Here is a 17,533-nt window from a genome sequence, read left to right as displayed (position 1 = left end):
CCCCGCTAACCGGCGAACATGGAAATCGACTGCTCAAACGCCTGCAGGAACCACGTCATCATGGCACCGACAAGAAAGAGCATCAGGACAAGGCCGAGCGAGATGTTCGCCGGCATCGCGATGAAGAAAATCTGGATCTGCGGCATCAGCCTCGAAAGAATGCCGATACCCACATAGAAGATAAGACCGAAAACAAGGAAAGGCGCGGCGAGTTGCAGGCCGATCCTGAAGGCATCGGACACGAACTTCACAGCCATTTCCGAAAAATCGCCAACGGGAATGGGCTGCCCCGGCACGAAAAGTTCGTAGCTGTCGCGCATGGCGGCGATCAGCAGGTGATCGAGATGTGTGGCGAAAATCAGCGTGACGGCAAGCAGCGAAAGGAAGTTCGCAACCAGCACGCCCTGCTGTCCCTGCGTCGGGTCGACACTCTGCGCGAAGGCGAGACTCATTTGCATTGCAATGATGTTACCCGCCACATGAAGCGCGCTCATGATGATCCGGGCCGCCGTGCCGATGAAAAGGCCAACCGCGATCTCGGTCGCGACGATAAAGACGAGCCCCGGCACTGTCTCCGGTATCGCGCTGTACGAGGCGGCGACGAGCGGCATCATCACCATAGTGAGCAGGAGCGCCAGCACGAGCCGCACCTGCGTCGGAATGCTCGTTTCGCCGAGCGCCGGCATCAGCATGATCATCGCGGCCATCCGCGAAAAAATCAGCATGAAGGTGAAAGCCGTCTGCGGCAGGATGTCGACAGTGATCATGGATTGCCGCGCCCGCCCCTCAGCCCGCTACGATCTTCTGCGAAATGAGAATCATGAAGCCCTCAAGCGCCTGCGCCATGAAAGGCAGCGCGATGAGAACCGTGAGGAAGATCGCTACGATCTTCGGCACGAAGACAAGGGTCATTTCCTGAACCTGCGTCAGCGCCTGCAACAGCGCGATCGCGAGGCCCACCACAAGGGCCACCACCATCATGGGAGCCGAGACCTCCAGCATGACGTAGATCGCCTGCCTTGAGAGGTCGAGAATTTCCGGTCCCGTCATTTGTTACTTGCCCCCGCCCGCTGCCGTCAGATCGGCATGCGCATGATTTCCTGATAGGCTGTGATGACCTTGTCGCGCACTGTCACGACCGTCTGCAACGTCGTCTCGGCCTCGGCAACCGCCGTCACCACATCGACAATATTGCCGCTCGTGCCGCCGGTAACGGCCGCCATCTTCGTTTCGCCCGCTTTCGAGGTCTCGACGCTTTCGTCGATGGCCTGCTTGAGCATGTCGCCAAAGCCGCCCGCCGCATCCTTGGCGCCGCCCGCCTGTGGCGTCTGATTGCCCGAGCCCATCCCCGCGGCGCGGGCATAGGCGTTGAGCACTGTCGATGCCGGAATGGTTGTCATGTCGATCCCCTCGCTTCAGCCATCACTTGCGCAGAATGTCGATGGTCTGCGAGATCATGCGGCGCGATGCCTGGATGAGATTGAGATTGGCTTCATAGCTTCGCTGCGCTTCGCGCATGTCCATCGACTCGACCATGCCATTGACGTTCGGCATCTTGACGTAGCCGTCCTCGTCGGCGCCCGGATGACCCGGCATGTATTTGAGCTTGAACTCGCTATTGTCGAGAACGGGCCGCCCGAGCGTCACGGTATGCGCACCGATCTCCCGGTTGAGCTTGTCCTCGAAGGTCACGACCTTTCGCTGATAGGGGTCGCCGCCCGGCACGCGCGAAGCCGAATCCGCATTTGCAATATTTTCTGCGATGATCCGCATCCGGCCGCTCTGGGCCTTCAGGCCCGAGGCTGCCACCATCATCGATTTGACAAGATCCATGGCGCTCATGTTGCGTCTCTTCCTTTCAACAAGGCTCAGCTGCGGCCGAGCGCGATCCTGATGAGTCCGAGGCTCTTCGAATAGAGCCCGGTCACTGTCTGATAATCCATCTGGGTCTGCGCGACCTTGATCATCTGATCTTCGAGCACAACCGAGTTTCCGGTAGGCGATGTTTCGAAGTCCGGTTTCTTGATGATCTCACCGCCTGTCGCCTGCCCTGTGCGAATGCTGTGCCCGCTGCCCGTTACCGGACTGCCGAGATGACCGGCCTGCGTTGCGACGGCGCGAAGCACGGGACCGCTGCGCTCTACCATCGTACCGAAGTCGAGAGCCTTGAGGTCGCGCGCCGTATAGCCCGGCGTATCGGCATTGGCGACATTCTGCGCAAGCACTTGCTGGCGCGCAGTCAGCCACTGCATACGCTGTTTCATCATTTCAACGATAGGAAGATCGCCGATTGCCATTGCCCGCGTGCCCCCGCGACCGGCTCACCGAACCCTCTTTCTGAGCGTCCAAAAGGCCGTGTCTGAAGCCACGCATTCCTTGGCGGCGAAACTGAATTCACCATCGTGGAGTTAACATCGCCCTAACGCGGCAAAAGCTGCCGGGCGCGTTAGGAAACCGGTAACCAGATAAAGGCGCGGCTCGCCTCACCCTTAACCCGCCATTAAGCCTGACGCGGCAAATTCTTCCCATTACGGACGGTCTTCGACCTTCCACTCTGGGGGTAAAATCCAAAATGGACTTCTCGGAAATCTTCCGGTTCGTTGCGGCGCTTGCATTCATTCTCGGGTTGATCGGCGTCTGCGCGATCCTCGCGCGCCGCTTCGGCTTTGCGCCCGGCGCTTCTCCTGTCGGGGGCCAGCGCCGCCTTGGCATCGTCGAGGTGAAAGCGATCGACGCGAAGCATCGCCTGCTGCTGATCCGCCGCGACGGCAAGGAACATCTGATCCTGACAGGCGGCGAAACCCCGCTGCTGATCGAAGGCGGTATCGACGCACCCGCGCCTGCCGAAATCGAACAGCCTCTTCCCGCTCAATACGCGCTGCCGGGCCATGTGGTCCAGTTCCAGCGCATCGTGGATTTCATCAAGGAGCGCCGCGCGTGACCGCCTTCTTTCAGAAAATGCTCGCTTCGCTGAAAGCGGCCCGCCTCTCGGGCCTCGCCGGCATTCTCGGCCTTGTGGCATTGAGCTTCGCTTTCGCGCATCCGGCATCCGCCGAGTCGATCCAGGTCGACCTGTCGGACGGCCTCGGCCTCACCGACCATGTTGTCCAGATCGTCGCGCTCGTCACCGTACTGAGCCTCGCGCCGTCGATCCTCATCATGGTGACATCCTTCGTGCGTATCATTGTGGTGCTGGGCCTGCTCCGCACCGCGCTTGGCATGCAGCAATCGCCGCCCAATGCCGTTCTGGTCAGCCTTGCGCTTTTCCTCACGGCCTTCGTCATGACACCCACTTTTACCGCGGCCTATAATGACGGCATCGAACCGTTGATGAACCAGCAGATCGAAACGGGCGAAGCCTTTGACCGCGCCAGCGTTCCCTTCAAAACTTTCATGCTGAAGCAGGTTCGCAAGGAAGACTTGAAGCTCTTCGTCGATCTTTCCAACACGCCCGAACCCGAAAAAGCCGAGGATATCGGTCTTCAGGTTCTGGTTCCCGCCTTCATGATCAGCGAATTGCGCCGCGCTTTCGAGATCGGTTTCCTCGTCTTCCTGCCCTTCATCGTGATCGACATGGTGGTCGCCTCCGTTCTCATGTCGATGGGCATGATGATGCTGCCGCCGATCATCATCTCGCTACCCTTCAAGCTGATCTTCTTCGTGCTTGTGGATGGCTGGTCGCTGATCGCGGGAAGCCTGGTGCAGAGCTTCGGCACCTGAAGGAAAGAGGATCAAAGGCGCTCAGTTGAGCGCCGTAACCTCATCGGACTTCAACGAGGAGAGGAACCGGTCGAGCGTATCGATGGAGGCGATGCGGCTCGTCATCTCCCGGAACGCGACGCCCTGCTCCACGATAGGTTCGGAGACCACCGCAAACGCGCTCGCGTCGGGGCTCATGCTCATGGCCTCCCCGAATTTCGCCCTGAACCTTGAAAGCCCTTCTTCGTCGCCCGCCAGCGAGTAAGCAATGGCGCCGCGCATGACGAGGAGCCTCGTTTCCTCGTTGAGCGCTCCATCCTGCTTCCAGCTCTGTCCAAGCAGGGCTTCCGATGCGGCGCCCGCCTCCGGCCAGCGCCCCGCGTCCCAGAGCACATCCGCCCGCAGTTTTGCCGAAAGCGCATCCTTGCGCTCCGACAACAGGTCCAGTGCATTGTCATACTGCTTGCTGTCCGCAAGTGCGCGGGCCTCAAGCATCAAACGCCGGGCGGCAAGCGCCTCCGGCAGCAGGTTCTGCTTCGTCGCGCGCAATGCGGCGAGCGCATTCTCGGGCTTCTGGTCGATCAGGTAGATCGCCGCAAGACGCGCCGCGACCTGTGCCTTGGCGACACCGCCATGAAGACGGTTTGCAACCTGATAGTCGAGCAGCTGCTCGGCCTGCGTCAGAAGGTCGACCTGCACGAGCCGCTCCGCAAGTTTGCGGATCATCTCGTCGCCCTTGCTCCCGATCGGCGTCAGCTCCTTGAAGCGGTCGAAGAAGGCAAGCGCCTGCACCGGCTCCATATTGTCCACGGCATCGCCAAGAAAGTAATCCGCGAAGATACCGGACATGCGCACGTTCATCCGGTGCGCTTCTTCACTGTCGGGATAATTGATGCTTGCCGTCCGCATCTGTTTCAGCGCCTCGCCGATCTCGCCCCTGTCGAGACGGAATTTTGCCAGTTCCGTCAGGATTTCGAGTTCGAGGCTATCCCCGCGCCATGCGTAGCGCAGGCTTTCGAGTTCCTTCGCGTAGGCTTCCTTGCCGATCTCTCCACGCTTGAGCAGCAACCTGGCCTTGCCGAAGCGCGCACGGGCGGTGACCGGCGGATAATTCGTCTCGATAGCCGCATCGTAACGCGCCAGGGCGTCCTCGCCGCCCTTCTGCATATCGTTCATCATCGCGCGCACGAGCAATATCTGGGCTTTCGCCTTTTCACTGCCGGGGGCCGCGGGAAAACCTGCTGCATAAGTCTCAGCCGCGACGATGTCGCCACCCTTGAGCGCCGCCTCCGCCGCCTTGGCGCGGAAGCGCGTACGCAGATCGTCGTCGAATGCATCAAGGATTGCGCCCGCCAGACCGAATTGCTCGCGCGCTACTTCCCAATGTCCGAGTTCGGCCCGTGCAAGCCCGCGCCAGGCCGCGGCATGCGGCGCATTGTCGAGGCCGTTCGAGGAGAGATCCGCGATCGCCTCCACATAACGCCCGCTCAGCACCCCCGCAACGCCCTTGGCGGCGCGAAAGGCGGGGTCGGTACTGAAACGCCGGTTCGCCTCAAGCGCACTGTCGAATGCGGCAAGCGCCTCCGGCGCAAGGCCGTAGCCGAGCAGGAAACGGCCATAGGCGAAGCGCAACTCGCCAAGCTCCTGCGTCCGCGCATTGGCCAGCCGCGCCAGATAATATTGCCGCCGTTCGGTGAAATTCTCGCCCGCCGCCTCACGCCACTCCGCAAAGTGCATTTCCGCCGGTGCCTTCACCGCCGCTACCGATACGCCCGTCGGCGCCCTCACTTCATAGTCCGCGCCATTGGCCGACAGCGCGAGCCCGTCCCGCCGCGTCACGATCACGTTATTCGGGGCCGCAGCGACATTGAGATCGTCCGCAACCGGCACGATGGCGATGCCCTGCGCCGTCTGCAAAGCCTGGAATTCGACGAAGTTGCGCGGCGTCTGCACGGATTGTACGGGGCCGCGCGCCGTCGCCACGATAATTTCGTCGCCGACCAGCTTGTCCTTCATCTTCAGTATCTTGCGTGTGCCCTTGAGATCGAAGGCAACGCTGCCGCGCCCGTCTTCGCGCCAGCTCCGCGAAAGCGAAACGGGCCGCCCCGTCGTCGCCAGCGTCTCACCGGCTGAAATCCGCCACGAAGCGCCATCTTCCACCGCACCGATCAGCGCCTTGTCGCGCAACGGCAGAACCAGCGCCGTCCCGTTCTCGAAGGCCTGAACCTCGGGCACGCCGAAAGGCCCGAGCTTTTCGGGCGTCACTTCCGCGATATCGAGCGGCAGCACAGCGTCAAACACGATCCAGAGCCGGTCCGCTCTTTCAAAGACCGCTGCCCCCACGGGCTCCGGCCAGTCTACGAGAATGTCCGTCCCGCTCCGGCCCGGCACGAGATGCACCACCGCCTTGCCTTCCGGCCTTGTACCTTCCGGCAGCGGATTCGTCGCAATGTGATTTTCTGCCGCCTTGGCCTCCGCTTCGCCGGGCGATTCATCATGCCCGGCTTCGGCCGTCTGCACGGCGTCCGGCACAATATTCTTCGGCCCATGCTGCCCATGCGCTCCAGGCGTTTCCTGCGCCGCCTCCGGCTCCGAGACCGCCGGGACGCCTGTTTCCGCCGCTTCGGGCGGCAGGCTGCCATCCGTGGGCTTGAGGTCCAGAACGATGCTCAGATCTTCACGGAAATCGTTCACGGAGACGCCCGGCTTGAGCGTCAGCACAACCGCCAGCCGCCCGTCATGTTCAACCGCGCTGGCATGAGAGAGATATGGCGGCGGATCGACACGCAGCGGCGAAAGATCGACCTTCGCCGTCCGGTCGAAGGTAATCGTGGCAAGCCCCTGCCGCTCGACGAATGAATAGAGAACCGGCTGGTTCCAGTCGAACACGAGGCGCGTCATGCCCGCACGTGAGGCCACCCGCACATCGAGCGTCGGCTTTTCGTCCTTCGGCTCCTGAATGCCTTGCGCCTTGGCGGCAAGCTCCGCTTCCTCGGCGGCCCGCTTCTTCTCTCTGGCCGCATCGATCCGCGCCAGCACCTCGGCAGGCAGAGCTGGCGGCTTGCCCGTCCAGTCCGGGGGCAGAAGGTCGACATAAAGTGAATTCTCGGCCTGTTTCGTGTCGAGCCAGAAATCGGTCGTCAGCGCAAACCGGATCGCGCCCTTGTCCTCGTCCCGGCGCGCCATTGCGATGTAGCGCGGCATCTGGCGAACAAAATCGCCTGTATCTGCATTGACGGATTTATCGAAGTCGAGAACCAGGATGCCCGCATTGATCGAGGCGCGGTAGCCGGGAACGCCATCGGGGAAGGTAAAGACCATCCGGCCATAGCCGTCCCGTTCGCTCAGCGACAGCTTCACGTTCTCCGCGGCGCGCGCCGCCGTCGCAAACGCGGCAAGCAGGAATAGGCAGGCAAACATTCCGAATGCGTGAAAACGCAGATCGGCCCCCTTCAATCGCGCGAAATTTCGGTGAGATCGGTACACGCCGCTGCGCCCCAAAAGCTTCTGCCTGCAAACAGCGGCTTCCTGCCGCATCGGCGCAGTTTAGGTGCCGCCGGTTAAGTGGGACTTAAGGGTCAAAGTGCAAAAGCACCGATTTTCGGGGTTTAGCTGGCTTTTTCGGTAGGCCGAAGCGTTACGGCCGGGGCCTCCGCGCCACTTTTCGTCCCGCTTCCGCGAATATCCGAAAGCCGGTCCCCCGTCGCCAGTTCCACGGTGAGATCCTGTGCCACGACAGGGTCCATCGCCGCCAGCACCGCCGCCATCTTTCGCGGCTGCATCCGGGTTACGACATCAAGCAGCACACCCATGTCGAGACGCTCGAAAATACGCGCGGCATCCTTCGGCTTCATCGTCTCATACATGGAAACGAGTCCGGCAATCCGCTCCTCGTTCGCCTCGTCTTCCGCGCCGATCCGCTCGTTGATCCGCGCTTCGATTTCCTTCAGCTCCGCCACACGTTCCTCGACGCGTTTTTCGGCAGCGGCAAGCAGTTGCGCGCGCGTATCGAGTTCCTGCGTACGCGCATCGAGTTCCTTGCGCCGCTCCGCAAGGCTCTGAAGCACAGTGCGCTCGGATTTGCTGAATTCGGGTTCGGCCTGCGCGGCAGGCATGGCCGGAGCAGACGCCTCCGTGTCCTCCTCACCGGCCTTGGCTTCGTCATGTGCCGCCGCTTCCCCGTCGGCATGGCCTTCGCTTTCGCCGCTTGCGGGTTCGTCCGTCTGCTCAGCGCTCTCTTCTTTCGGGGCGCTCGCCTGCGCGACCGAAATCGCCGAGATCGTCGCGCTGCCCTCGCCGCCCGTCGCAATATCGGCGAGCTTCAGCACCAGCAGCAGCGAAGCGCAGAGAATGACGGTCGGAAGAAGGCGAAGACGGTCGAGCATAATGTGCCTGTAAGATGAAACTCAGCGCGCCTTCTTCAGCGCATCGAGAAGCTGGTTCGCGGCGCGTGCCGCAACAGCCGCATCGCGGCCTGATGGTTTGGGTACGCTGCCGTTGCGCGGACCGGCAGCCGGCTGCTGCGTCGGTGCGGGCCGCTCCGCCGCAGTGGCGATGCGTCCGATCCGTTCGGCGATCCGCTCGCCGGAATCGATCATGAGCGAGAGGTCGTCCGCGAGTGCACGCGCTTCGTTCACGCGGCCCCCGAGTTCCTGGCCCGTTGCCGCGCTCGCCTGCTTCAGCGCATCAATGGCGGAGACGGCGCGCGTTGTCGCCGCGTTGAGCTCACCCACGAGTTCGCGCAGCCCGTCCTGGCCGGAGCGCATGACGCGCAGCCTGCGGTCCAGCATCGCGCAATAGGCGATGGTCGCGCCCAGAAAGACGCAAACGATAACTTCGAGCAGAGTACTGATCGGCAAACCGGAAAGAACCGTCATGTGTCGGATCCTTCAATTTTGAGTTCGGCTTTGATGTCGGGCTTCGGTTCGGACGAACCGGAAGCGTCTGCCGGAGGGGCAATGATGCCGCGCCGGGCATGCTTGATGGCTTGCTCGACACGCACCGCAACATGATTGCCGACGCGGCCCATCCGGCCCCGTCCGAGCTTCACGCCGCCGCAGCGCAGATCAATGTCGCCATCCGGTCCGTTGTTGAGCATCAGCGTCTGGCCGACCTCGAATTCCATGACGTCGCGCAGCGTCAGCATCTGCTCGTCCAGCACCGCTTCGAGCGGCACCCGCGTGGACCACAATTCGGTGGCGAGATGGCTTTCCCAGATCGAGTCCCGCCCGAATTTTTCACCCATGAACATTTGCAGCAAGAGTTCGCGGATCGGTTCGAGCGTCGCATATGGCAGCATCATTTCGATGCGGCCGCCGCGATCTTCCATGTCCACGCGCAGCTTCACGAGGATTGCCGCATTGGCAGGCCGCGCAATGGCCGCAAAGCGCGGATTGGTCTCCATCCGGTCGAGATCGAGCGTGACCGGCGAAAGCGGCTCGAAAGCCGCCTGCACATCCTGCAGCACGACTTCGATCATGCGCTGGACGAGATTGAGTTCGATGGTCGTATAGGGCCGCCCCTCGATGCGCATGGCCGCCGTGCCGCGCCGTCCGCCGAGCAGCACATCGACAATCGAATAGATCAGGTTCGAGTCGACCGTGAACATGCCGTAATTGTCCCACTGCTTCGCGCGGAAGACCGCGAGAATGGCCGGCAGGGGGATGGAATTGAGGTAGTCGCCGAAACGGATCGACGACACGTTGTCGAGCGACACTTCAACATTGTCGGAGGTGAAATTGCGCAGCGATACCGTCATCAGACGCACAAGGCGGTCGAAGACGATTTCAAGCATCGGCAGGCGCTCGTAGGAAACGAGCGCGGAATTCACGATAGCGTCGATTCCGCTCCGCTCAGGCACGGCGTCTTCACCCACTTCGAAACCCAGCAGGCTGTCGATCTCGTCCTGATTGAGCACGCGCTCGGGTGCCTTCGCTGCGGCATCCGCGGCAGCGGCCAGTGCATCTTGTTCTTCCAGGGTATCGCTTGCGGACATATCGGAACTCTTCCCGCTGACTTCTACTGAACGATGATTTCCTTGAAGAGCACATCGCTGACGACAGGCTCTTGCATGGCGAGGTTGAGGCGGCGCAGCAGCTCTTCTTTCAGGTAGAGCATGCCTTGCGACCCCTCCAGATCTTCGGGACGCAGCTCGCGCAGAAAGGTCTGGAAACCGTCCAGCACACGCGGCATTTCCAGTTCGAGTGCGGCCACGGATTCCTTATCCTTCACCTGCAACGCAACGCGCATCTTGAGATAATGCTGCGGCGGCGGACCGGAGAGGTTCACGAGGAAATCGGGCAGGTCGTAGAAAACGGGATCGGCTTTGACCTCGGCCACCGCCTCCTCTTCTTCATGCCCGCCCAGAATGCCGGACATGTAGACGCCCGCGCCCGCACCGATCAGGAGCAGCACGGGAAGAACGATGTAGAGAACAAGCACCTTGCCCGCGAGCTTCTTCTTGCCCGGTGCCGGTGCGCCGCTCTCTGCGTCTTCGGAACTGTCGGCGTCGACTGCAGCCATCTTGATAACCGCCCCACCATCGGAAAAATTCTGCCGGGCGGCGTCTCTTCCGCTTCCGGCTTGTCACAACCGGATGCTCGCCGACTTTGGTTAACGAAGCGTTCGCGGTTGCACGCCGCGCACAGAGTTTCTCTCTGGACTCCGCATATCGGTGTTCGCGCCCCCGCCGTCGGCCCACGCGGCAGAAACTGCCCGGTAAAGCCTGCCCGAACCGCTCCTCCCGGCAAGCAGCGCACCGCCAACCTGTTGATTTGATTCAATTTTCCAACTGGCACAGGCCCTGCACATGTTCGGGCAGCGTGAACCCGCGCTGAACGACAAGAGAACCGCCGGACCCGACATGGAAAACGCACTGCTCATAGGTCTCTCGCGCCAGATGGCGATGACGCGCGAAATGGCGACCATCGCGAACAATCTCGCGAACATGAACACCACCGCTTACAAGTCGGAAGCGATGCTCTTCGAGCAATACATGATGCCCAACGCTTCCGAGGACAGTAAGGACAAGCAGATCACCTTCGTCCAGGACTTCGGCCAGCATCGCAATATGCGCGACGGCGCAATCCAGACGACGGCCAACCCCTTCGACGTCGCCATTGCCGGTGAAGGCTTCTTCCGGGTGCAGGCGGAAACGGGTGTCCTTTACACGCGCAACGGCCACTTCAACCTCGATGCCGAAGGCCAGCTCGTCACCTCGACCGGCGCCCCCGTTCTCACCGATGCAGGCGCGCCCATCCGCTTCGCTCAGGACGAGACCGGCATCACCATCGCCCGCGACGGCACGATCTCCACCGATCAGGGCCAGCGCGGCAAGCTTGCCGTCGTCAGCTTCGAAAACCCGCAGGCCATGCTCAATGTCGGCAACACCATGCTCGACACGGATCAGCCCGAAATCGCCGTCGAGAACACCCGCCTTGTGCAGGGCGCACTCGAAGGCTCGAACGTGCAGCCCATCGTCGAGATGACGAACATGATCGAGGTCTCGCGCTCCTATGCGAGCGCCCAGAAGCTCATAGACCAGGCCGACCAGATGCGTCGCCAGGCCATTCAGGAACTCGGAACCGCGGCCTAAGGCCCGCTCCGCCGTACGGAAGTAAGGAAGAAAGTCCATGCAGTCGCTCAGCATCGCCGCCACGGGCATGATGGCCCAGCAGCTCAATGTCGAGGTGATCTCGAACAACATCGCCAACATGAGCACCTCGGGCTTCAAGCGTCAGCGCGCCGAGTTTCAGGATCTGCTCTATCAGAACCTGCGCCGCGTCGGCACCAACTCGTCGGATGCCGGCACCATCGTGCCCGCCGGCGTGCAGGTCGGCCTCGGCGTCAAGACGGGCTCCGTCTACCGCGTCATGACGCAGGGCAACATGGACAACACCGAAAACAAGCTCGACATCGCCATTCAGGGCCGCGGCTATTTCCGCGTCGAGTTGCCGAGCGGCGAGGATGCCTATACCCGCGCGGGCTCCTTCCAGATCAGTGCCGACGGTCAGCTCGTGACGGCGGACGGCTATACGCTCGCGCCCGGCATTACCGTCCCGCAGGAAGCAACCGATATCACGATCAGCCGCGATGGCCAGGTGCAGGTCTCCCTCCCCGGCCAGACCGATGCCCAGATTGTCGGCCAGGTCGAACTCGCCGCCTTCGCCAACGATGCCGGTCTCGATCCGCTCGGCAACAATCTCTTCGTCGAAACCGCGGCCAGTGGCGCGCCGACGATCGGCACACCCGCATCCGACGGCATCGGCAGCGTTCTGCAGGGCTTTCTCGAAACCTCGAACGTGAACTCCGTGACCGAAATCACCTCGCTCATCACCGCTCAGCGCGCCTATGAGATGAACGCCAAGGTCATCACCGCGACCGACGAAATGATGTCCGTCACCTCGAACGTGAAGTAACGGCCGGCAGGTTACGGACCAAGGAATAGAGCCATGTTCAAGCGTATCGCCTCTCTCGCCCTGCTGTTCGCCGCAAGCGCCATTACCGCCGCGGGCGCGGCCGAACTCCGCCCCGCCGTCACGGTCACGGGCGACACGGTCACGCTTGGCGACCTCTTCGACAATGCAGGCAACGCCGCCGCCGTTACCGTCGCCAATGCGCCCGCGCCCGGCGCACGGGGCGAGATTTCCGTCTCTCGCATCTCGCTTGCCGCGCGCCGCAACGGCGTCGAATGGCGCAACGATGCGGGCCTTACCCATGTCGTCGTCGCCCGCAATGGAACGCAGGTTCCCGATATGGATGTCGCCGCCGTTATCGCCAGCGCCATCGAAGCGCAGTCATCCGCGCTTCCCTCCTCTTCGCAGCTTCAGGTCGATTTCGAAAACGGCATGGCCGGTATCCAGGTCGCCGACGGCGCCGAGCCGTCCGTCAAGGTCGAGCAGCTCGCCTTCAATCAGCGCAGCGGCGCCTTCACCGCGATCCTGCGCGCGCCCGCAAACGACATGCTGAGCCAGCTCCGCCGCGTGACGGGCCGCGCCTATCCGGTGACGGATGTCCCCGTTCTCGTCCGCGACATGCAGCCCGGCGAAATCGTCCGTCAGCAGGATATCGACTGGGTGCGTCTGCCTTCGAACCGCGTCAGCCAGAACATCGTTACCGCTCTCGAACATCTCGTCGGCATGTCGCCTCGCCGCCCGGCCCGCGCCGGCGAGCCCATGCGCATCGCCGACATGCAGCCGCCCATCCTTATCGAGAAAGGGGCGCAGGTCGATGTGACCCTCATCTCCGGGTCGCTCACCCTCACCGCGCGCGGCCGCGCTCTCGAAAGCGGTGCCATCGGCGATGTCGTCAGTGTCGTGAACACTCGTTCCAACCGCACCATTCAGGGCGTCGTCGAAGGGCCGAACATGGTTCGCATCGACGCACCGGGCGCGGCCCGTGCGGCAAGCCTTGCTGCGCAAGCCAGCAATTCCTGATCTGTAACGCCAGTTCCGACCGTAAAGGCCAGAAAAATGTTCGTCAGTTCCCTTCCCCGCCTCGCCGCTATCGCGCTTTTCGCTGCCGTCCTTGCGGGCTGCAACACCGCCGACCGCATCTCGAATATCGGCAAGGCACCCGACCTTTCGCCGATCGCGGCGCCGCTTCCCGCCGTCGCCATGCCGATGCCGGCGGCCGAGGAAGTCGTCTACCAGCCCAACTCGCTCTGGCGCTCAGGCTCGCGCGCCTTCTTCCGCGACCAGCGCGCCGCCCGCGTCGGCGACATTCTCACCGTCCTCATCAACGTGGCCGACAGCGCCAAGGTGAACAACACGACGACGCGCAGCCGCTCGAATTCCGAATCCGCGGGCGTGAACAATCTGTTCGGCTACGAATCCTATCTCGGCAAGGTCTTCCCGAATGCCGTCGACAATACGAGCCTTGCCGATCTCGACAGCACCAGCTCAAGCTCGGGGGATGGCTCCGTCGACCGCAAGGAAACGATCGACCTCACCGTGGCCGCCGTCGTCACCCAGGTGCTTCCGAACGGCAATATGGTGATCGCCGGCCGTCAGCAGGTCCGTGTGAACTATGAGGTCCGCGACCTCCTCGTCAGCGGCATCGTGCGCCCCGAAGACATTTCCAACATCAACACCGTCCAGCACACGCAGATTGCGGAAGCCCGCATCTCCTATGGCGGCGAAGGCCAGATCAGCGATGTGCAGCAAGCGCGCTACGGCCAGCAGCTCTTCGACATCATCATGCCTTTCTAAGGCCCGGCGGCAGCACCAGCCAAAAGCCGAAAAGGAAAACGCGGCCCCCGTCACCGGAGGCCGCGTTTTTCATTTCCGTCCGGCTCAGCAAAACCGCTCAGTCGTCGCGATATACTTTCTCGCGCCGTTCGTGGCGTTCCTGCGCCTCGATGGATAGCGTGGCGATCGGGCGTGCATCGAGCCGCTTCAGGCTGATCGGCTCGCCCGTCTCTTCGCAATAGCCGTAAGTCCCCTCGTCGAGACGGCGCAGCGCCGCGTCGATCTTGGAGATGAGCTTGCGCTGACGGTCCCGGGTCCGCAGTTCAAGCGAACGCTCGGTCTCGGAAGAGGCCCGATCCGCGAGATCCGGGTGCTGCACCGAGTCATCCTGAAGATGCTGCAGCGTTTCACGGTTCTCGATGAGGATGTCCTCTTTCCATTTCTCGAGCTTGCGGCGGAAATACTCTTTCTGCCGCTTGTTCATGAACGGTTCGTCTTCTGACGGCATATAGCCTTTGGGCAAACGCACGGCCATTTAGGCAATCTCTCTGTGACACCGATGGTCCGTTTCCGGCATTTTTCTCCTCGGCCCCGCATGGTCGCGAACAAATGTCGGCAACGAAAGACCATCGGCAGTTCTATGAAATCAGTGGAGTTTTGAATTTGACATTTCAATGCGGGCTTTGCCGCTGACGAAACTCAAATGCCAAACTCGCTCCACTGGGCCCCGCCGAAGCGCGCGGAGTATAGGGAGGGCATTGACGATTCTCAACAGGCGAACCAGTGCCAGGCAGGTGAAATATCTGTGAAATCCGGCGAGGTAAAATCCGCCGCTCCGCCTGCGAAAACCGCGCCGAAGGGCCCGCTAGCCGTTGGTATAGGTGCCGAACTTCGCGAGCTCAACCTTCGCACGAAGCTCGATCTCGGCCAGAACCTGGCCGAGCCGCGGATCGTTGAAGCTGCTGCCCTGCCGCTCGACCACTGCAAGAAGGCGGGAAAGCTTGGATTTCGGCAGTTGTCCCATGAGAAGCGAGAGCTTGATGTCGTCCAGTATGTCGAGCATCTCCTCCCCCCGCCGGATCGCCTTGCGGCGCGGCGAGTGGAGCGCATCGTCGCTCACGGGTGTTTCCTGAAGGGCTAGTAGCGCGTCGACGGCGCCAAGAGAGGCCAGGCCCGAAAGCCCCGCCGTACCTCGCGCCCCGGATGCACTGCTGGGCGCAAAACCGCTGCCGCCGGAACTTGCCCTGGTGGCGCGCGCCGTTCCCGACTGGGAAGCCGATCTCGTCTGGCCGATCTTCATCTGGGTCGCCCCCGATCCCGATCCTGATGGTCTCTGGCGGGATATCCGCCTTCTTTCTCCAAAATGGACCGGAGGTCTTAAATCCGCGTTAAGCCTAATCACACGGGACACACACCAGCCCGGCAGGATTTGCCGGAAGGCGGCAGGAGCTTCCGCAAAGGCCCCTCCCGGCAGCCTCCGCCGGCCCGCCGCCTGAAAACAAAACCCAACGAAAACAATGACTTGAAAGAAACCCGCTCTCGCCAGCCTGATGGCATGGCTTTCGCTAGATAGCTGCCGTATCGCAAGCGATTGAACGGTCGATTCATGTTCCGGCTTACCGCCTTTCCTCTTCGCACTCTCCTCGCGCTCCTGCTCGGTGCTTGCCTCATGGCGCTTTCCGCGCCCGCTGCAAATGCCAGCTCGCGCATCAAGGATATCGTCGATGTCGAAGGCATCCGCGACAACATGCTGGTCGGCTACGGCCTCGTGGTCGGCCTCAACGGCACGGGCGACACGCTTCGCAACGCCCCCTTCACCCAGCAGAGCCTGACCGGCATGCTGGAACGCCTCGGCGTCAACACGCGCGGCACCAACATGAAGACGGCCAACGTCGCCGCCGTCATGGTTTCCGCCAATCTTCCCGCCTTTTCCACCCAGGGCAGCCGCATCGACGTAACGGTGAGCGCGCTGGGCGACGCGACCAACCTCCAGGGCGGCGTCCTCCTCGTCACCCCGCTCATGGGCGCGGATGGTCAGGTCTATGCCGTGGCGCAGGGCTCGCTCGCCACCGGCGGCTTCTCCGCCAAGGGCGAGGCCGCCTCCGTCGTGCGCGGCGTGCCCACGAATGGCCGCATCGCGAACGGCGCCATCGTCGAGCGCGAGATCGACTTTGCCCTCGGCGATCTTCGCACTCTCCGCCTTTCGCTCCGCAACCCGGACCTCACGACCGCCCAGCGCATCGCCACCGCCATCAACACCTATCTGGGTGCGCCGACAGCCCGCGCGGACAATTCCAGCATTGTCGAGATCGGCGTGCCCTCGTCCTATCGCGGCGGCGTCGTGGCGCTCCTCACCGACATCGAACAGCTCCGTGTGCAGCCCGATCTCATCGCCCGCGTCGTCATCGACGAGGCCTCGGGTGTCATCGTGATGGGCCAGGATGTACGCGTCAGCAAGGTCGCCATCGCGCAGGGCAATCTCACCATCTCCGTCAGCGAAACGCCGCAGGTCAGCCAGCCCTCACCCTTCTCCACCCAGGGCGACACGGTTGTCGTGCCGCGCACCGACGTGAACGTGGACGAGGAAGAAGGCAAACAGCTCGGCATCATCGACGGCAGTATCTCCCTGAAGGAACTCGTCGACGGCCTGAACACGCTGGGCGTCAGCCCCCGCGACATGATCACCATTCTTCAGGCGATCAAGTCCTCCGGCGCCCTCCAGGCAGATATCGAGGTGATGTGATGGACGCTCTCGCCGCCCTCCCCGCCTATATGCACCTCTCCCCGGCTCAGGCCGAAGCCCGCGCCACCGCGAAGGCGGCCGCCGCCGAGGGTGAGCGCGACCCGCGCGCCTGGGAAGCGGCGCAGCAGTTCGAAGCGCAGTTCGTCTCGACGCTCCTCCAGTCCATGTTCAAGGGTCTCGACAATGAGGACAATCCCTTTGGCGGCGGACAGGGCGAGAGCATGTTCCGCTCGCTTCTCGTCGATCAGTACGGCCAGCAGATGGCGAAGTCGGGCGGCGTCGGCCTTGCCGATGACGTCTATCGTGAAATGCTGAAAATGCAGGAGGTATCGCAGTGAGCACGCATCAGGCAGAAACCCGCCGCAGTCCCGCCGAAACCCTGGCCCCCGTCGCCCTCGTGGACCGGCTTCTCGCGCTCACTTCGGATCTGACCTCGGTCATCCGCAAGGAAACCGGACTTCTGCACGACCGGGCCCAGACGGAAATCGCCGCTCTCCAGCCGGAGAAAACCCGCCTCGCCAATGACTACGCAATGGATGTGCTGGCCGTGCGCGGCCACAGGAATCTTCTCGACCGCGCGCCCTCGGAGCGCGTCGCGCGCCTGAAATCGGCCATGTCCGAACTCGACAAGGCGCTTGCCCTCAACGGCGAAGCCCTCACCGCGGCGAAATCCGTCTCCGAAGGGCTCATCCGCATGGTCGCAAACGCCATGAGCGAGCGCACCGCGCCCTCGCTCGGCTATGGCCCCAATGCCGCAGCATCCGCCCGCCGTCCCGGATCTTCGGCAGGCACCGGCTCCCTCACCCTCGACTCCCGCGCCTGATTGCCCGCACGTTAACCGTGCGGTAACCAAGAAAGGCCGATTGATACGAACAACAGTTCGGGAACGGACCAATCCGGTCCG

The 17,533-nt window shown here is 62.6% G+C and carries 21 protein-coding genes; 9 read left to right on the top strand and 12 right to left on the bottom strand.

Translation table 11 applies throughout. The annotated features are described in order from the left end of the window. Positions 1-5 precede the first annotated feature (5 nt). Genes fliR through ABJO61_RS15865 form a run of 5 tightly spaced genes read right to left on the bottom strand, consistent with a single transcriptional unit; the run spans position 6 to position 2,297 of the window. Positions 6-767, bottom strand: coding sequence for a flagellar biosynthetic protein FliR (fliR, locus tag ABJO61_RS15885; protein ID WP_348329540.1), 762 nt, complete (start codon positions 765-767; stop codon positions 6-8). A gap of 19 nt (positions 768-786) precedes the next feature. Further along, on the bottom strand, positions 787-1,050 hold the full coding sequence (fliQ, locus tag ABJO61_RS15880) for a flagellar biosynthesis protein FliQ (protein WP_293332780.1): 264 nt from the start codon (positions 1,048-1,050) through the stop codon (positions 787-789). Positions 1,051-1,076: 26 nt separating this feature from the next. Continuing rightward, a complete protein-coding gene (gene fliE, locus ABJO61_RS15875; protein ID WP_348329544.1) occupies positions 1,077-1,400 on the bottom strand; it encodes a flagellar hook-basal body complex protein FliE in 324 nt (107 codons plus the stop codon). A 22-nt stretch (positions 1,401-1,422) separates the two neighbouring features. Further along, positions 1,423-1,833, bottom strand: a complete 411-nt coding sequence (gene flgC, locus ABJO61_RS15870; RefSeq protein ID WP_348329594.1) for a flagellar basal body rod protein FlgC — start codon at positions 1,831-1,833, stop codon at positions 1,423-1,425. 35 nt (positions 1,834-1,868) lie between these two features. Then, positions 1,869-2,297 carry a flagellar basal body protein gene (locus ABJO61_RS15865; RefSeq protein ID WP_348329546.1) on the bottom strand — a complete coding sequence of 143 codons (429 nt, stop codon included), beginning with the start codon at positions 2,295-2,297 and terminating at the stop codon, positions 1,869-1,871. Positions 2,298-2,572: 275 nt separating this feature from the next. On the opposite strand from ABJO61_RS15865, the gene ABJO61_RS15860 reads away from it, so the two are divergent. Continuing rightward, a complete protein-coding gene (locus ABJO61_RS15860; RefSeq protein WP_348329549.1) occupies positions 2,573-2,941 on the top strand; it encodes a hypothetical protein in 369 nt (122 codons plus the stop codon). A gap of 17 nt (positions 2,942-2,958) precedes the next feature. After that, a complete protein-coding gene (fliP, locus tag ABJO61_RS15855) occupies positions 2,959-3,720 on the top strand; it encodes a flagellar type III secretion system pore protein FliP (RefSeq protein WP_348329597.1) in 762 nt (253 codons plus the stop codon). A gap of 21 nt (positions 3,721-3,741) precedes the next feature. Here the strand turns inward: fliP and ABJO61_RS15850 are convergent, their stop codons facing one another. From ABJO61_RS15850 to ABJO61_RS15830, 5 genes are all read right to left on the bottom strand, one after another. Continuing rightward, positions 3,742-7,119: a hypothetical protein gene (locus ABJO61_RS15850; protein WP_348329552.1), complete on the bottom strand. Its 3,378-nt coding sequence runs from the start codon at positions 7,117-7,119 to the stop codon at positions 3,742-3,744. 188 nt (positions 7,120-7,307) lie between these two features. After that, positions 7,308-8,084 carry a hypothetical protein gene (locus tag ABJO61_RS15845; protein WP_348329555.1) on the bottom strand — a complete coding sequence of 259 codons (777 nt, stop codon included), beginning with the start codon at positions 8,082-8,084 and terminating at the stop codon, positions 7,308-7,310. Positions 8,085-8,105: 21 nt separating this feature from the next. Continuing rightward, complete coding sequence (locus ABJO61_RS15840) at positions 8,106-8,576, bottom strand: DUF6468 domain-containing protein (RefSeq protein ID WP_348329558.1); 471 nt, start codon at positions 8,574-8,576, stop codon at positions 8,106-8,108. Continuing rightward, on the bottom strand, positions 8,573-9,694 hold the full coding sequence (gene fliM / locus ABJO61_RS15835; protein ID WP_348329561.1) for a flagellar motor switch protein FliM: 1,122 nt from the start codon (positions 9,692-9,694) through the stop codon (positions 8,573-8,575). Before fliM ends, ABJO61_RS15840 begins: the two co-directional genes overlap by 4 nt. 23 nt (positions 9,695-9,717) lie before the next feature. Beyond that, positions 9,718-10,221 carry a flagellar basal body-associated FliL family protein gene (locus tag ABJO61_RS15830; protein ID WP_348329564.1) on the bottom strand — a complete coding sequence of 168 codons (504 nt, stop codon included), beginning with the start codon at positions 10,219-10,221 and terminating at the stop codon, positions 9,718-9,720. Positions 10,222-10,507: 286 nt separating this feature from the next. On the opposite strand from ABJO61_RS15830, the gene flgF reads away from it, so the two are divergent. The 4 genes from flgF to flgH are packed head-to-tail and all read left to right on the top strand — an operon-like array spanning position 10,508 to position 13,907. Then, positions 10,508-11,293 carry a flagellar basal-body rod protein FlgF gene (flgF, locus tag ABJO61_RS15825; protein WP_348329567.1) on the top strand — a complete coding sequence of 262 codons (786 nt, stop codon included), beginning with the start codon at positions 10,508-10,510 and terminating at the stop codon, positions 11,291-11,293. 37 nt (positions 11,294-11,330) lie between these two features. After that, positions 11,331-12,116 carry a flagellar basal-body rod protein FlgG gene (gene flgG, locus ABJO61_RS15820; RefSeq protein ID WP_348329570.1) on the top strand — a complete coding sequence of 262 codons (786 nt, stop codon included), beginning with the start codon at positions 11,331-11,333 and terminating at the stop codon, positions 12,114-12,116. Positions 12,117-12,149: 33 nt separating this feature from the next. Further along, on the top strand, positions 12,150-13,133 hold the full coding sequence (flgA, locus tag ABJO61_RS15815) for a flagellar basal body P-ring formation chaperone FlgA (RefSeq protein ID WP_348329573.1): 984 nt from the start codon (positions 12,150-12,152) through the stop codon (positions 13,131-13,133). A 36-nt stretch (positions 13,134-13,169) separates the two neighbouring features. Beyond that, positions 13,170-13,907 (top strand): flagellar basal body L-ring protein FlgH, encoded by a 738-nt coding sequence (flgH, locus tag ABJO61_RS15810; protein ID WP_348329576.1) that lies wholly within the window; start codon positions 13,170-13,172, stop codon positions 13,905-13,907. Positions 13,908-14,004: 97 nt separating this feature from the next. Here flgH and dksA read toward each other — a convergent pair whose 3' ends face one another. Together dksA and ABJO61_RS15800 are read right to left on the bottom strand one after the other, a co-directional pair. Continuing rightward, positions 14,005-14,421, bottom strand: coding sequence for an RNA polymerase-binding protein DksA (gene dksA / locus ABJO61_RS15805; protein ID WP_348329578.1), 417 nt, complete (start codon positions 14,419-14,421; stop codon positions 14,005-14,007). 330 nt (positions 14,422-14,751) lie between these two features. Next, positions 14,752-15,186, bottom strand: a complete 435-nt coding sequence (locus ABJO61_RS15800) for a flagellar assembly protein FliX (RefSeq protein WP_348329580.1) — start codon at positions 15,184-15,186, stop codon at positions 14,752-14,754. Between the two features lie 306 nt (positions 15,187-15,492). On the opposite strand from ABJO61_RS15800, the gene ABJO61_RS15795 reads away from it, so the two are divergent. From ABJO61_RS15795 to ABJO61_RS15785, 3 genes are read left to right on the top strand one after another with little or no spacing between them, the layout of a single operon-like run. Then, entirely contained in the window at positions 15,493-16,629 is a 1,137-nt protein-coding gene (locus ABJO61_RS15795) for a flagellar basal body P-ring protein FlgI (RefSeq protein ID WP_348329582.1), read from the top strand. After that, entirely contained in the window at positions 16,629-16,967 is a 339-nt protein-coding gene (locus ABJO61_RS15790) for a rod-binding protein (RefSeq protein ID WP_348329584.1), read from the top strand. Before ABJO61_RS15795 ends, ABJO61_RS15790 begins: the two co-directional genes overlap by 1 nt. Then, entirely contained in the window at positions 16,964-17,452 is a 489-nt protein-coding gene (locus tag ABJO61_RS15785; protein WP_348329586.1) for a hypothetical protein, read from the top strand. Before ABJO61_RS15790 ends, ABJO61_RS15785 begins: the two co-directional genes overlap by 4 nt. Positions 17,453-17,533: the final 81 nt, after the last annotated feature.

It is taken from the genome of Parvibaculum sp. (assembly GCF_039973015.1).
Taxonomy (GTDB): Bacteria; Pseudomonadota; Alphaproteobacteria; order Parvibaculales; family Parvibaculaceae; genus Parvibaculum.
Note: the sequence above shows the minus strand (reverse complement) of the source record. Positions and strands in the feature narration are given on the sequence as shown.